The organism is Salegentibacter echinorum, assembly GCF_900129445.1.
Classification (GTDB): Bacteria; Bacteroidota; Bacteroidia; order Flavobacteriales; family Flavobacteriaceae; genus Salegentibacter; species Salegentibacter echinorum.
Genome location: NZ_FQVT01000001.1, coordinates 104,344 through 118,355 on the forward strand (window position 1 = coordinate 104,344; position 14,012 = coordinate 118,355).

At 41.2% G+C, this 14,012-nt stretch carries 14 protein-coding genes; all 14 read left to right on the forward strand.

Going from position 1 to position 14,012, the window contains the following annotated elements:
• Positions 1–67 precede the first annotated feature (67 nt).
• The 14 genes from BUA71_RS00520 to BUA71_RS00585 all read left to right on the forward strand — a co-directional run bounded on the left by BUA71_RS00520 (position 68) and on the right by BUA71_RS00585 (position 13,622).
• On the forward strand, positions 68–370 hold the full coding sequence (locus tag BUA71_RS00520) for an urease subunit gamma (protein ID WP_072875681.1): 303 nt from the start codon (positions 68–70) through the stop codon (positions 368–370).
• A gap of 25 nt (positions 371–395) precedes the next feature.
• On the forward strand, positions 396–707 hold the full coding sequence (locus tag BUA71_RS00525) for an urease subunit beta (protein WP_072875683.1): 312 nt from the start codon (positions 396–398) through the stop codon (positions 705–707).
• A gap of 4 nt (positions 708–711) precedes the next feature.
• A complete protein-coding gene (gene ureC / locus BUA71_RS00530) occupies positions 712–2,430 on the forward strand; it encodes an urease subunit alpha (RefSeq protein WP_072875685.1) in 1,719 nt (572 codons plus the stop codon).
• 10 nt (positions 2,431–2,440) lie between these two features.
• A complete protein-coding gene (gene ureE, locus BUA71_RS00535) occupies positions 2,441–2,902 on the forward strand; it encodes an urease accessory protein UreE (protein WP_072875687.1) in 462 nt (153 codons plus the stop codon).
• Positions 2,895–3,581, forward strand: coding sequence for an urease accessory protein UreF (locus BUA71_RS00540; RefSeq protein WP_072875689.1), 687 nt, complete (start codon positions 2,895–2,897; stop codon positions 3,579–3,581). The genes ureE and BUA71_RS00540 overlap by 8 nt, the downstream gene beginning before the upstream one ends.
• A gap of 30 nt (positions 3,582–3,611) precedes the next feature.
• A complete protein-coding gene (gene ureG, locus BUA71_RS00545; protein ID WP_072875691.1) occupies positions 3,612–4,232 on the forward strand; it encodes an urease accessory protein UreG in 621 nt (206 codons plus the stop codon).
• Positions 4,225–5,055, forward strand: coding sequence for an urease accessory protein UreD (locus BUA71_RS00550; RefSeq protein WP_072875693.1), 831 nt, complete (start codon positions 4,225–4,227; stop codon positions 5,053–5,055). The genes ureG and BUA71_RS00550 overlap by 8 nt, the downstream gene beginning before the upstream one ends.
• A gap of 326 nt (positions 5,056–5,381) precedes the next feature.
• Positions 5,382–6,011 (forward strand): MarC family protein, encoded by a 630-nt coding sequence (locus BUA71_RS00555; RefSeq protein ID WP_072875695.1) that lies wholly within the window; start codon positions 5,382–5,384, stop codon positions 6,009–6,011.
• A 91-nt stretch (positions 6,012–6,102) separates the two neighbouring features.
• Positions 6,103–7,737, forward strand: a complete 1,635-nt coding sequence (locus BUA71_RS00560; RefSeq protein WP_217653598.1) for an ABC transporter substrate-binding protein — start codon at positions 6,103–6,105, stop codon at positions 7,735–7,737.
• Between the two features lie 23 nt (positions 7,738–7,760).
• Positions 7,761–8,741 carry an ABC transporter permease gene (locus BUA71_RS00565; protein WP_072875700.1) on the forward strand — a complete coding sequence of 327 codons (981 nt, stop codon included), beginning with the start codon at positions 7,761–7,763 and terminating at the stop codon, positions 8,739–8,741.
• The gene (locus BUA71_RS00570; protein WP_072875702.1) at positions 8,734–9,597 is read left to right on the forward strand and encodes an ABC transporter permease; all 864 of its coding nucleotides are present in this window, start codon (positions 8,734–8,736) and stop codon (positions 9,595–9,597) included. The genes BUA71_RS00565 and BUA71_RS00570 overlap by 8 nt, the downstream gene beginning before the upstream one ends.
• 5 nt (positions 9,598–9,602) lie before the next feature.
• Complete coding sequence (locus BUA71_RS00575) at positions 9,603–10,562, forward strand: ABC transporter ATP-binding protein (RefSeq protein ID WP_139277044.1); 960 nt, start codon at positions 9,603–9,605, stop codon at positions 10,560–10,562.
• Positions 10,555–11,175 carry an ABC transporter ATP-binding protein gene (locus BUA71_RS00580; RefSeq protein WP_072875706.1) on the forward strand — a complete coding sequence of 207 codons (621 nt, stop codon included), beginning with the start codon at positions 10,555–10,557 and terminating at the stop codon, positions 11,173–11,175. The genes BUA71_RS00575 and BUA71_RS00580 overlap by 8 nt, the downstream gene beginning before the upstream one ends.
• Before the next feature lie 179 nt (positions 11,176–11,354).
• A complete protein-coding gene (locus BUA71_RS00585) occupies positions 11,355–13,622 on the forward strand; it encodes a TonB-dependent receptor (protein ID WP_072875708.1) in 2,268 nt (755 codons plus the stop codon).
• The last annotated feature ends 390 nt before the right edge of the window (positions 13,623–14,012 follow it).

Consider the following 14,012-nt stretch of genomic DNA (forward strand, 5'->3'; position numbering starts at 1 on the left):
ATAACTTAGACCCTATCAAATATTCCTTATATTTGAGAGAAACCACCCACTTTTAAATAAAAAGCTTATGTTTTTAACACCAAGAGAAAGAGATAAACTCATGATTGTTGTTGCCGCCGATGTGGCAAGACGTAGAAGAGAAAAAGGATTAAAACTCAACCATCCCGAGGCCATGGCCCTAATTACAAATGAAATTATGGAAGGTGCCAGAGAAGGAAAGACCGTAGCAGAGTTAATGAAATATGGCACTACGATCTTAACCCGTGAAGATGTGATGGAAGGAATTCCCGAAATGATTCCGGATATTCAGGTAGAAGTTACCTTTCCAGATGGCACTAAATTGGTGACTGTGCATAATCCTATTAATTAAATCTATAATCTAAAAAAACACTGTTATGATACCCGGTGAATACATACACAAGAAGACCGATATAGTTTGTAACGCAGACAGAAAATCAATCAAACTTCTGGTTACGAATAAAGGAGACCGCCCCATTCAGGTTGGCTCACATTATCACTTTTATGAAGTTAATGAGGCCTTTGATTTTGATCGTGAAAAAAGCTATGGAAAACGGCTGGATATTCCTGCCGGTGCCGCTGTTCGTTTTGAACCGGGAGATAAAAAAGAAATAGAATTAATTGATTATGCCGGTAAGCGGGAAGTTTACGGGTTTCATAATAAAGTTGATGGACCATTAAAAAAATAAGCCTATGAGTTTTAAAATGAACAGGGAACAATACTCCCAAATGTTTGGACCTACTACTGGCGATTCAGTACGTCTGGGTGATACAGATATATTTATTAAAGTTGAAAAAGATTACACCACTTATGGAGAAGAAGTAGTCTTTGGTGGCGGAAAAGTGATTCGTGATGGCATGGGACAACACCCGTTTATTACCAGGGCAGAAGACGATCGCGTGCCAGATGTAGTCATAACCAATGCGCTTATATTAGACTATACCGGCATTTTTAAAGCCGATGTAGGTATTAGGGATGGTAAAATATCTGGCATAGGAAAAGCAGGAAATCCATTAGTACAGGATAATGTTGATATTATCTTAGGAACAGCTACAGAAGTCATTTCGGGTGAAGGTAAGATTCTTACTGCAGGAGCTGTAGATACACATATTCATTTTATAAACCCCGCCCAGGTTGATGTAGCCTTGGCCGGCGGTACAACTACTCTAATTGGTGGTGGCGCAGGCCCCGGAGCAGGCTCAAGGGCAACAACGGGGACTCCAGGCCCGTGGAATATCAAAACTATGCTAAAAGCCATTGAAGGGCTTCCAATAAATATAGGACTTACAGGAAAAGGTCATGCAGCTAGTTTGGGCCCGTTAAATGAACAAATACGCGCGGGAGCTGTTGGGCTTAAAGTTCACGAAGATTGGGGTGCTACGTCTTCCGTAATTGATTATGCTTTGCAATGTGCCGATCAATTTGATGTTCAAGTAGCTTTACATGCCGACACTTTAAACGAATCGGGCTTTTTTGAAGACACTATGAAAGCTATTGATGGTAGGGTGTTGCACATGTATCACTCAGAAGGTGCCGGCGGTGGTCATGCGCCAGATCTTATCCGCTCAGCAGGTTATGAAAATATTTTACCGGCTTCTACAAATCCTACTTTACCCTATACTGTTAATACGGTTGACGAACATTTAGATATGGTAATGGTAGCACACAATCTCAATCCTTCTATTCCCGAAGATTTAGCCTTTGCCGATTCCCGTATTCGTGCCGAAACAATTGCTGCAGAAGATATTTTGCAGGATATGGGCGTATTTAGTGTGGTGAGTTCAGATTCCCAGGCAATGGGACGTATTGGGGAAACGGTACTTCGTACCTGGCAAGTAGCCGATAAAATGAAAAAACAGCGCGGAACCCTTGAAGGAGATAGCAAACATGCCGATAATAACCGAGCAAAGCGATATGTAGCAAAATATACCATTAATCCTGCACTTGCCCATGGTATTGGGGATTACGTTGGTTCTATCGAAAAAGGAAAAGTAGCCGATTTAGTGCTTTGGGATCCTGCTTTTTTTGGTGCGAAACCAGATATGGTGTTGAAAAATGGAGTGGCCGCAATGGCCTTGATGGGGGATGCAAATGCTTCTATTCCTACGCCACAGCCTATGATTCATAGACCAATGTATGCACAGTACGGTGGGGCACTCGCCCAGAGTTCTATTACTTTTGTTTCTTCATACGCTTTTGAAAACGATATAAGAGATGAATTAAACCTGAAGAAAAAAGTCTTGCCGGTTAAGAATATTAGGAATATGACGAAAAAGAAAATGAAACTGAATTCTGAAACGCCTAATATTGAAGTAGATCCTCAGACTTATGAAGTAAGAATTGGAGGTAAAGTACTTAGCTGCGATCCGGTTAAGGAAGTACCTTTAGGTCAGCGATACTTTTTATTTTAAAACGTAAAATATGATTATAGAAAAAATCCTGGGCAACGTCCACGATATGGATAATGCTGAAATCGAGAAACGCCATATTGAGAAAGTAAATCTGGAAAGTTCCGATCTCGTGAAGCGGGTGCAACGCCTTAAAACCGATCATAATCGGGATATAGGTGTTCGCTTATCTACTCCCAAAGATCTTAAGGATGGTGATATCCTGTTTATGAATGATAGAAGCATGATTATCATTGATGTTAAAAGTGATGATCTTCTTGTCATACAGCCTAATGATATCCAGGAAATGGGTGTCATCGCCCACGAATTGGGCAACAGGCACATGCCCGCAAAGTTTGAGGGCAACGAAATGCTGGTGCAATACGATTACCTCGTGGAAGAATTACTTAAAACCAAGGGAATTCCGTTTAAAAGGGAAGACAGAAAGGTGAAAGATGCTTTTCGGCATATAACAGGAGCGCATAGCCATGGATAGCAGTTTATTGACCTTATTTCAATTATGCGATTCCAATTTTCCCAGTGGCGGGTTTAGTCATTCCTTCGGATTAGAAACTTATATCCAACAGGATAAAGTAGTTGATCCCGAAACTTTTTCACAATGGTTAACATTGTATGTGCAAGAACAAATGGTAACTGCCGATGGGTATGCGATTAAACTGGCTTACGAAGCCCTGGAAAATGATAATTTAGAAGAGATATGGCATTTAGACCGTGTGCTTACCGTGCAAAATATGTCGCGAGAAACCCGGGAGGGTACGCGGTTTATGGGCAGATCACTGGTTAAAATAGCTGAGACTATTTATGATTCAGAAATGATTAATTTGTACAGCAAGCGTATTCAGGAAAAGAAATCTAATGCTCACCCGGCGATTTTATTTGCCATGGCAGGACATCATTTAAAAATTTCAAGAGATACTACAATACTGTATTATATGTATTCTACGGTAATTAATCTTGTGCAAAATGCGGTGCGGGCTATTCCGATAGGTCAAACGGCAGGGCAACAAATTATTTCTAATTTTCAACCTATATTAAAGAAAGCTGTAGAAACCATAAATACGTTAAAAGAAAGCGACTTCGGAACAATTGCGCCCGGTATAGAAATGGCGCAATTGCAACATGAAAATGTTACCGTTAGGATATTTATGTCTTAGATACTTTAAAAATTTAAAAAATATATTGATATGAAACCAATAAAAATAGGAGTTGGCGGTCCGGTTGGATCAGGAAAAACCCAACTTATAGAAAAAATTACGCGTGCTTTAAATGACAAGGTGGAAACCTGTGTAATTACCAACGATATTTATACTAAAGAAGATGCTAAAATTCTTTTACGTAATGGGGTTTTGCCTGAAGACCGGATTATTGGAGTGGAAACGGGTGGTTGCCCACACGCTGCTATTCGGGAAGATATTTCGATGAACGCCGAAACCGTTGATATTTTAATAGACAGGCATCCTAATACAGAACTTATTTTTATAGAAAGCGGAGGCGATAACCTTGCGGCTACTTTTAGCCCGGAACTTGTAGATTTTTCCATTTATATCATCGATGTTGCCCAGGGTGAAAAAATTCCGAGAAAAGGCGGACAGGGAATGATAAAATCTGATTTATTCATTATTAATAAAACAGATTTGGCACCTTACGTTGATGCCAATCTTGATATTATGGCTTCAGACACTAAAAAATTTAGGGGTGATAAAGCTTTCTTTTTCACCAACCTTAAAACCGATGATGGTTTGGCCGATGTGGTAAAATGGATTGAGGAAAATGTTTTATTAACAGGATTGAAAGAACATGTCTAAACCCGAATGGACCGGTATTCTTAATCTTGATATAGAAAACCGGGCAGGAAAGTCCGTACCTAAAAATGTTTACTTTCATGATGCTTTAAAGGTACAACGTCCTATTTATCATGGAAGAACGGGAAGGCCTTGTTATTACATCCTCAATGTTGGGGGCGGTTATCTGGATGGCGATACCTACCGTACTGAAGTTCGGGTTAGGGAAAATGCAGAGTTAACACTCACTACCCTTGGTGCCACCTTAATTTACAAAACGCCCACAAAGCCGGTTTACCAGGAAACGGAAATATTTCTTGCTGAAAATAGTTATTTGGAATACCTGTCAGATCCTATAATTGGGTATGAAAAAGCCAGGTACAGTCAGTTGGATACTATTCATATGAAAAAAGGTGCCACCTTGCTTTATTCAGATATTTTAACTCCCGGTTGGTCTGCCGAAGGGCGATCGTTTAGTTATGATATGCTCCAACTTAGGACCAATATTTATATGGAAGATGAATTGGTAGTTTATGACAATATAAAACTGGAACCGGCCGTACAGAAAATAGACGTATTGGGTTTTATGGAAGATTATACACATCTTGGAACCTTTATCGTGATAAGCGAAAAAGCTGATGGGGAATTAGTGAAGCGTCTCCAGGAAGTGATAAACGAACAAGCTGGTGATTTTAAAGCTGGAATTTCCAGCCTTATGGTTTCCGGATTTACAGTGCGGGTAATGGCAAATATGACTCAGGATATTGAAAAAGTATTTTCGGCTTGTCAAAAGTTAATCAGCGAGACCTGGTATAACAAACAACTGTCCTCATTAAGAAAGTATTGATCTTATAGCAATTTTGATATTTTAATCTTTCAAAAATTAATGATGGAAATATTGTAGTGTAATTAAAATGGAAGATTGATATCAAATTATGAGTTCAATAAATTCTTTACGGATGTAATGTTAGATAAAGAGCCGTTTCAAAATTATACGAGACGGCTTTTTTTATTTTTCCAGAATTCATAAAGAGATTTTAAACGAAGAAACTTGAATTTTTCGCATAAATATGGGGCTAATTTGTATGTCCTTTTGGTATTAGTCCCACAGACTTAAAAATTTTTTGAATAGCTGCATCACCTATGGATATATGTATTTTAAAATAAAACATTATGGATAGTTTATTAATTTATATCGGATTTGCAATTACCGTTTTCACAGGATTCTTTGCTATAACCAATCCCATTGCTAATTTGCCTGTTTACATGTCGATTGTAGAGAAGGCAAATGAAGAACAAAAGAAGGAAGCCAAGAGAAAAGCCGTAACCGTTGCTTTTTTCATTGTATTAGCCTTTGTAATTCTAGGAAAAATTATTTTTAGTTTATTTGGGTTAACAATTCCGGCTTTTAAAATTGCCGGAGGTATTTTAATATTCTTGGCCGGGGTAGATATGGTTCGTTCCAGAGATTCTAACGACGATATTGAAGATGAAAAAAAGAATAGGTTCGACCCAAATGTAGCAATCTCACCTCTTGCAACACCACTTATGGCAGGTCCCGGAAGTATTGTAACGGCTATGACATTTGTATCTGGAAGGGGCTGGATAGAAATGGGAATTGTGATTGCCATGTTTGGGGTTATATGTTTACTTCACTTTGTCATATTCCGTATGAGTGGCCTAATTATAAGGAGACTTGGTAAAAATGTGATTGGTGTGATAGGTAGGATCATGGGACTAATTATTACTGTAATTGGAGTTGGAATGGTAATCAATGGATTTGAGTTATTAATCGATTTTTAAACTTAGAATTTCTTCAAAACTAAGTTTATACAAGAAATTCTAACATTCTTATTTTCAGCGAGTATTACGATTGCTGAAATAAATATTACCTTTGTTAAAAACTCAATATTTCGTGAGCATTGTGATGATGAAGAACAAAATGAAGACCATCCTATTTTTAATGGTTACAGCACTCCTAATTTCCTGTGGCGAAAATGATGAAAAGAGTAAAAACGGAAACCAGGTACAAAAGGATCACTTGATCCTGGCGATTGGTGGGGAGCCCGATAACGGTTTTGATCCCACCACCGGTTGGGGACAATATGGTTCGCCGCTTTTTCAAAGTACCTTGTTGAAGTATGATAAGGATTTTAATATTGAAAACAACGTCGCAACCGATTACAAAGTCAATGAAGACGGTTTAAAATGGACGGTCAAACTTCGCGATAGTATCAAATTTTCCGATGGTAAACCTCTTACTGCCGACGACGTAGTGTTTACCTTCAATACTGCTAAAAACAGTGCTTCGGTGGTTGATTTGACCAATTTGCAAAAAGTTGAAAAAATTGATAGGCTTGAGGTTCAATTTACCTTAAAAAAGCGCAATTCCACCTTTATCTTTCATCTCATAAGCCTGGGTATTGTGCCCGAACACGCTTATGACGCTTCCTATAATGAAAATCCGGTGGGTTCTGGGCCGTATAAAATGGTTCAATGGGACAAAGGCCAACAGTTGATTCTTGAAGCCAATCCTTATTACTTCGGAAAAAAACCTTATTTCAAAAGATTAACCTTTTTATTTTTATCTCAGGATGCGGCTTTTGCGGCTGCGAAATCCGGACAGGCGGATGTTGTAACCGTTTCGCCCACTCTGGCCGATGAAAAAGTGAACGGGATGAAGTTGATCAACTTAAAAAGCGTTGATAATCGCGGTTTGGTACTGCCTTTTGTGCCAAACGAAGGAGAAACAGTAAATGGCAATCCCATTGGGAATAATGTGACTTCGGATATCGCAATCCGAAAAGCTTTGAATATTGGGATTGATCGCGAAGCTTTGGTCGATGGCGTTTTAAAGGGATACGGGACCCCGGCCTATTCCATTGCCGATCATTTGCCCTGGTGGAATCCCGAGACGGAAATTACAAATGACGGGGATCTTGACAAAGCCAGAAAAATTTTAGAAGAAGCCGGCTGGAAGCTTCAAAATGGCAACATCCGTGAAAAGGATGGGGTTAAAGCCGAATTTAGCCTCTATTATCCCGCCAACGACCAAATAAGAAAATCCCTGTCCATCGCCTTTGCCGATATGGTAAAACCTTTGGGCATTCAAATTGAGACAAAAGGCAAAAACTGGAACGCCATTGAAATGGAGATGCATTCCAGTGCCGTTTTATTTGGATTGGGAAGTCACGATCCGCTGGAGTTGTACAACACTTTTAGCAGCAAGGCAAGGGGACGCGGACTGCACAATGTAAATTATTATGCTAACGATTCCGTGGATGCCTATTTTGAAAAAGCCTTGCAAGCCACCTCGCAAGAACAGGCCAATAGGTATTGGAAAAAAGCACAATGGGATGGAAAAACCGGGTTTTCGAATCTTGGGGATGCGCCCTGGGTTTGGCTGGTGAACCTCGACCATCTCTTTCTTATTAGGGAAAACCTGGTGATTGGTCCGCAGAAGGTGCAGCCCCACGAACACAGTTGGCCCATCACCGATTTTATTGAAAACTGGCACTGGGAAGATTAAAAAGACCAAAAAAAGGACTGTAAATGATAAAATTTATCCTGAAAAAAATTGGGAAATTGATTGGCCTATTGGCGGCAATCAGTATTTTATCATTTGTATTGATAAGCTATTCCCCCGTTGACCCGGTTCGCTCTTATATCGGAGCCGAAATAGCACGTATAAGTCCGGAACAACAGAAAAACATCGAAGCTTATTGGGGATTGGATCAATCCAAACCGCAACAATTTCTACAGTGGGCCAAAGCCGTGGCCCAGGGAAACCTGGGGAATTCCTTGATCTATCGAAAACCGGTTTCAGAAATTATCATAGAACGCTTCACCGCCTCTCTGGCCCTTATGGGTTTGGCCTGGCTGTTTTCCGGAGTTTTAGGATTTTTTCTGGGAATCCTGGGGGGAATGAATGAGGGCTCCACGCTCGACCGCTTTATAAAAACCTACTGTTTTATCCTGGCTTCCACGCCCGCTTTTTGGCTGGGTTTATTGCTTTTGATGTTTTTTGCTTCCTATTTGGGCTGGTTTCCGGTGGGACTGGCTTCCCCAGCAGGTATCTTAAGCGAGGAGGTAAGTTTCGTTGACAAGATCAACCACTTAATTTTGCCCGTCCTTACCCTCAGCATTGTGGGGGTGGCGGGCATCGCTTTGCATACCAGGGAAAAACTGGTCGAGGTCTTGAACAGTGAGTTCATCCGGTTTGCCAGGGCGAAAGGGGAAAGCGGAATGAAATTATTATGGCGCCACGGTCTGCGAAATATTTCATTACCCGCCATTTCGTTGCATTTCGCATCTTTTGGCGAACTTTTTGGCGGAGCCGTTTTGACCGAACAGGTTTTTTCCTATCCGGGACTGGGGCAGGCCGTGGTAAAGGCCGGATTGGGCGGCGACGTACCCCTGCTTTTGGGCATTACCTTGTTTAGTGTGGTCTTTATTTTCTTCGGAAATTTTATGGCAGATTTACTTTATGTAGCGATCGATCCTCGTATGAAAATCAAAACTGTCAATGACTGAGGCTATTTCTAAATATTGGCCCTTAAAACGTTCGGGAAAAAGAAATCGGCGCAAACGTGCGTTGGTCTTTTCCGGTATTGCAGTGGCTTTGTTCCTACTTTTGATCGCGAGTGGGTTTTTGATCGGCCAAGAAGGACTAAGGGTGAATTTTGACGGGGCTTTTAGCGCGCCTTCCCTGGCACATCCATTTGGAACCGATTGGTTGGGGCGTGATATGTTTATTCGCACCGTAAAAGGTCTGGCCTTAAGTTTTTGGGTCGGTTTGTTGGCTGCTTTTATCAGTGCCGTGATTGCCTTGCTGCTTAGCCTGTTATTGCTGGTTAACAAAACACTAGATTCCCTGGTTACCGGACTTATAGATTTGTTCCTGGCCGTACCACATATTGTCTCACTTATTTTGATTTCTTTTATGCTTGGCGGCGGACTTTACGGAGTTGTTATTGCTGTAGCTCTAACCCACTGGCCACGTTTGGCGCGATTGTTAAGAGCCGAAATTATGCAGATTAAAAACACCGAATATATCGCGGTTTCCCGCAATTTGGGCAAATCCTGGTTTTGGATTGCCAAACATCATATTTTACCGCATTTGATACCGCAGTTGGCGATTGGCTTTATCCTGATGTTCCCGCACGCTATTCTACACGAAGCCAGTATTACCTTTTTAGGTTTTGGCCTGTCTTCAGAACAACCGGCCATTGGGATTATCCTGTCTGAAGCGATGGGCTATTTGTCTTCGGGAATGTGGTGGTTGGCTGTGTTTCCGGGTTTGATGCTGTTACTGATGGTTGCTGTTTTTGATAATCTGGGGCGTAATCTGCGGAAGGTCTTCGATCCCCTTAAAGGACAAAAACAATGAGTTCTATGGAAAAAACACCACTTTCTGAAACAAAAGAAATGCAACCTTTATTGAAGGTCAGGGATTTTTCGCTTGCATTTCCGCAGTATGAAAATGGATTTCAGGAAACCTATATTCAGGTAATAAGGGATTTTGAGTTGAGCATTTATCCGGGGGAAATTGTTGCCGTGGTGGGATCCAGCGGCTCGGGCAAAAGCCTGTTGGCCGATTCCATTTTGGGGATTCTACCTGAAAATGCGAAAACCGGGGGAAAGATTTATTTTGAAGGAACAAGGCTGACGAAAAGACGACAGGAACAACTGCGCGGGAATGCCATTTCGTTAATTCCCCAATCGGTAAAGGCTTTAGATCCCTTAATGAAAACCGGAAAGCAGGTACAAAGTATAGTTCGGGATAAAAAGGCGAAAAAGAGAATTCAACGAGAAGCTTTTCAAAAACTGGGCTTGCCGGCAAATACCGATAAAAAATATCCCTTTGAGCTTTCGGGGGGAATGGCGCGAAGGGTTTTGATAGCCACCGCAATGGCAAGCGAGGCAAGACTCATCATCGCCGATGAACCCACTCCCGGGCTGGATAAAAAAACCTTGCGGGAAATCCTTCAAAATATAAAACAGCTCAGTGAGAATAACCGGGGCATTATGTTTATTACCCACGATATTCACGCAGCCTTGAAAATCGCCGATAAAATCGCTGTTTTTTATGGCGGGGAAACCCTTGAAATTGCCAGGAAGGAAGATTTTTCAGGAGATGGCGAAAACCTTAGACATCCCTATACAAAAGCTTTATGGCGAGCTTTGCCAGAAAACGATTTTAAAGCCCTAAAAGGAAATCAGCCAGAGGCAGGAAGGGTTCCTAAGGGGTGTGTGTTTGAACCACGCTGCCCCATAGCGACCGATTTTTGTAAAAAAAATAAGCCGAAGTCTGAGATAATAAATAATGGAATGGTGAGGTGTTTTTATGCTTAAAGTAAACAACATAAGCTTTGGTTATCATCGAGATTATTGGATTTTCGATGAAATTAGCCTTGAGCTGAAGCCTGGGGAAGTCCTTGGCTTATACGGATCAAGTGGAATAGGAAAAACCACTTTTGCCAAAGTAGTTGCCGGCTATCTAAAGGCCGATAAAGGTTCGATTGTAGTTGATGGTAAAACACCGCTCCAAAAAGGGCGAAATCCGGTACAGTTGATCGGGCAGCATCCCGAAAAAACCATCAACCCGCGTTGGCTGATGAAACAAGTTTTAAAAGAATCTGGTGATTTCAGTGCTGAATTTTTACAGGAACTGGGAATAAGCCAGGAGTGGATGCAACGTTATCCCTCCCAACTTTCCGGCGGGGAACTGCAACGCTTTTGCCTGGCACGTGCCCTGGTGCCGGAAACCCGATACTTGATTGCAGATGAGATGACCACGATGCTCGATGCCATTACCAAGGCACAAATTTGGGAAACCGTTCTGCAACTGGTTGAACAGCATCAACTGGGAATGCTCGTCATTAGCCACGAACTTTCTTTATTGGAAAAAACCTGTGACCGAATTCTTGATTTTCAGGAGCTTTCAGGGGGTAGTTCAGCTTTTTAATTCATCTTAAAAATCCATCTCGTTCGGGGGTGAGCCTGATTATACCCGAACTCGGATTCCGTCACCAAATTTTATTCCTTGTTCAGTTTAAAATAACCCTGAAAACCGCTATGTTTGCAGAGTATTACGAATTACATAAAAAGTATTACGCAGTATAGTCATTTTTAATTTAGGATTTTATGAAGTTACAACTACTGATTTTATTACTGGGTTTTGTGGGAATATCTGGGGTAAGCGCCCAGGAAACCTGCAGTATTGAAGGTATAGTTTTTTCCGGGGATGGGACTGGTGTAGAAGATGTACATATTAGGATTCTAAATACCGACAAAGCTGCTATTTCCAATAAAAACGGAAGCTTCACCATTGCGAATGTTCCTGTTGGCGATCATATTCTTGAAACTTCCGCCATAGGTTTTAAATCCGTAAAAAAATCCATACGTGTTCAGGCATCTAAATCTACAGTAGTGGAAATAAAACTAGAGGAAGCAACCTTCGATCTTAGTGAAATTGTGGTTAAAGGAGACGGTTTGAATAAGCGAAATAGAACAGAAACGGTTTCCACGATAAACTTAAAAACGATTAAAGAACTTCATATTACCAGTGCACTTGACATTTTAGAAAAAGTCCCTGGGGTCGAAATCGGTGCCTATAACCAGGGTGGCGTTGCCGATGCGTTTATGTTGCGTGGGTTTAGTGGCGGTGGCCACGAGGGGCAGGCCGCGATAGAGGTAGATGGGGTTTCGCTTAATGAAGGCGAGGGCAACCACGACGGATATGCCGATATGAATTTAATAATTCCTCTTAACATCAGTCAAGTTGAGGTGTATAAAGGCCCATCTTCTGCCTTGTTCGGTCGTTTTGGAATGGCGGGAACATTAGCCTTTGAAACCAGAAAAGGTGGTGATTATCAGGATTTGAGCCTGAAAGGTGGGTCTTTTGAAACCTTTGATGCACAAATAGCTTTAGGAAAACCTTTCAGTATTAACGAAAAAGCCCTGAAAACCAATTTCGCAGCCCAATTGTACAGGACGGGTGGCTACAAAGAAAATTCAGAATTCTTAAAGGGAAATTTGAACGGACGGGTTGCTTATGAGCTCACAGATCGTACGGAGATTGCTTTAAATCTAAAGGCCTACAGCGGTAAATGGGATGCTACGGGCTATATTCCCACGAAGCAGTTTAACGATTTGGACCGTCGAAACGATCAGGCCGTAAATGCTGAAAATGATGGTGGCGCTAAAAATTTTGCCTCGGAAAGGATTGATATCAACCATAATTTCAACCAAAACCTCAGTTTGTTGGTGTTCGGTTATGCCGTTCAGCAGAATTCACAACGCTATTTAAAATTCTTTTACGAGCCGGGCGGACAAGCTGAAAATTATGTGGAGCGGAACTTGTATGCTGCAGGCGCCAATTTAAATGGAAAAAACAGCCTTGGGGATATAGCATTGAATTGGATTGGCGGGGTAGAATATTTTAATGAGATCACAAACTATAAAAACTGGGACACCGATTTTAGGCAGCGACAAAACCTGAACGAAAATCGTGATTTTGAGCTGCGATCATTTTCAGCTTTCCTCCAGACTGAAATTGATATTCACCGGTACTTTAGACCAAGCCTCGGGCTTCGGTATGATGTTTATAATGGCCATTTGGAACTGAATGACCCGGGCAGTCCCAATGAAACTAGGCCCTTGAACGATTTTTCGCATTTGAGTCCGAAATTGGGTTTCCGATCCACTTTGTTTGAAGGCTTTGATTTCAGGGCGAACGTTTCTAACGGCTTTTCTCTGCCAAGTGGTTCAATTCGCTACAATAAGGAAGCAAAGGTCGATCCTTCCGAAATCTGGCAATACGAGGCTGGGGTGGAGTATGCTTACGGCAATAAATTCGATTTTAGTTTAACGGGATTTATTTTGAATACGTCCAAAGAAGTAAATGAAACGGCACCGGGATCTGGGGTTTTCATCAATACGGGAAAAACACAGCGCAGGGGATTGGAGCTGGGAATAAACGCACAACCAGTAAATCGTCTCAATTTTAACGGTTCGCTGGCTTATATTAAGACCGAAATCAAATCTAACGTTGACGAATCCCTGGAAGGCAAAGAACTGAATAACGTTCCACGAACAGTAGCCAATCTCTCTTTGGACTATACCCTGGAATCGGGACTGGGCGCACGCATTAATGTAAGGGACGTGGGGAAATACGCGACCGGCTTGGAGAATTTTTTCTATTATCAGGGGTACACCCGGGCCGATGCGATGCTGTTTTACAACTTTGCGGGTGCTTTTTCACATAAAGGGCAAATTTTTGTTGAATTCAACAATATTTTCAATGAAAATTACGCCACGTATGTGTTTGATAATGGCGGCCCCGGAGACGGGCAATCCTATTCGGCCTCGGCCCTTCGAAATTTTGCGATTGGGGTAAGCTATAATTTTTAAGGTTTTTCGTAACACTTTTGCATTGAAAACTTCTGTATAGTTTTAATACTCCTATTTGAGACGTTCTTTTAACTCCTGGAGAATAAATATTTCAGAATAAATAAAGCAGAAAGTGTAGATAAAATACAACATATACTGTATTTCAAAATTCCATTTCCATCTTGCGTTTCCGCAGAAACTTTTCTTACCTCTTTAATAAATCCCAGTTGTTTAAATTAGTCCTAAAGTATTACCAATCGATGCCCTAAATTTTTAATAATGCCAATAAGGTCGTAACTTTAAGTTTATTCAAAGCAATAGCATTTCCTGGATAAAAGTTTAACCTATTATTACCAGAAACTGGTACGCTTGATGCGGCGATATACCATAAATACTGTATTTAGAGAAAAT

Excerpts from the sequence above, each read along its gene's own strand:
- BUA71_RS00520 (WP_072875681.1), top strand. The coding sequence starts at position 68 with ATGTTTTTAACACCAAGAGAAAGAGATAAACTCATGATTGTTGTTGCC.
- BUA71_RS00525 (WP_072875683.1), top strand. The coding sequence starts at position 396 with ATGATACCCGGTGAATACATACACAAGAAGACCGATATAGTTTGTAAC.
- ureC (WP_072875685.1), top strand. The coding sequence starts at position 712 with ATGAGTTTTAAAATGAACAGGGAACAATACTCCCAAATGTTTGGACCT.
- ureE (WP_072875687.1), top strand. The coding sequence starts at position 2,441 with ATGATTATAGAAAAAATCCTGGGCAACGTCCACGATATGGATAATGCT.
- BUA71_RS00540 (WP_072875689.1), top strand. The coding sequence starts at position 2,895 with ATGGATAGCAGTTTATTGACCTTATTTCAATTATGCGATTCCAATTTT.
- ureG (WP_072875691.1), top strand. The coding sequence starts at position 3,612 with ATGAAACCAATAAAAATAGGAGTTGGCGGTCCGGTTGGATCAGGAAAA.
- BUA71_RS00550 (WP_072875693.1), top strand. The coding sequence starts at position 4,225 with ATGTCTAAACCCGAATGGACCGGTATTCTTAATCTTGATATAGAAAAC.
- BUA71_RS00555 (WP_072875695.1), top strand. The coding sequence starts at position 5,382 with ATGGATAGTTTATTAATTTATATCGGATTTGCAATTACCGTTTTCACA.
- BUA71_RS00565 (WP_072875700.1), top strand. The coding sequence starts at position 7,761 with ATGATAAAATTTATCCTGAAAAAAATTGGGAAATTGATTGGCCTATTG.
- BUA71_RS00570 (WP_072875702.1), top strand. The coding sequence starts at position 8,734 with ATGACTGAGGCTATTTCTAAATATTGGCCCTTAAAACGTTCGGGAAAA.
- BUA71_RS00575 (WP_139277044.1), top strand. The coding sequence starts at position 9,603 with ATGGAAAAAACACCACTTTCTGAAACAAAAGAAATGCAACCTTTATTG.
- BUA71_RS00580 (WP_072875706.1), top strand. The coding sequence starts at position 10,555 with ATGCTTAAAGTAAACAACATAAGCTTTGGTTATCATCGAGATTATTGG.
- BUA71_RS00585 (WP_072875708.1), top strand. The coding sequence starts at position 11,355 with ATGAAGTTACAACTACTGATTTTATTACTGGGTTTTGTGGGAATATCT.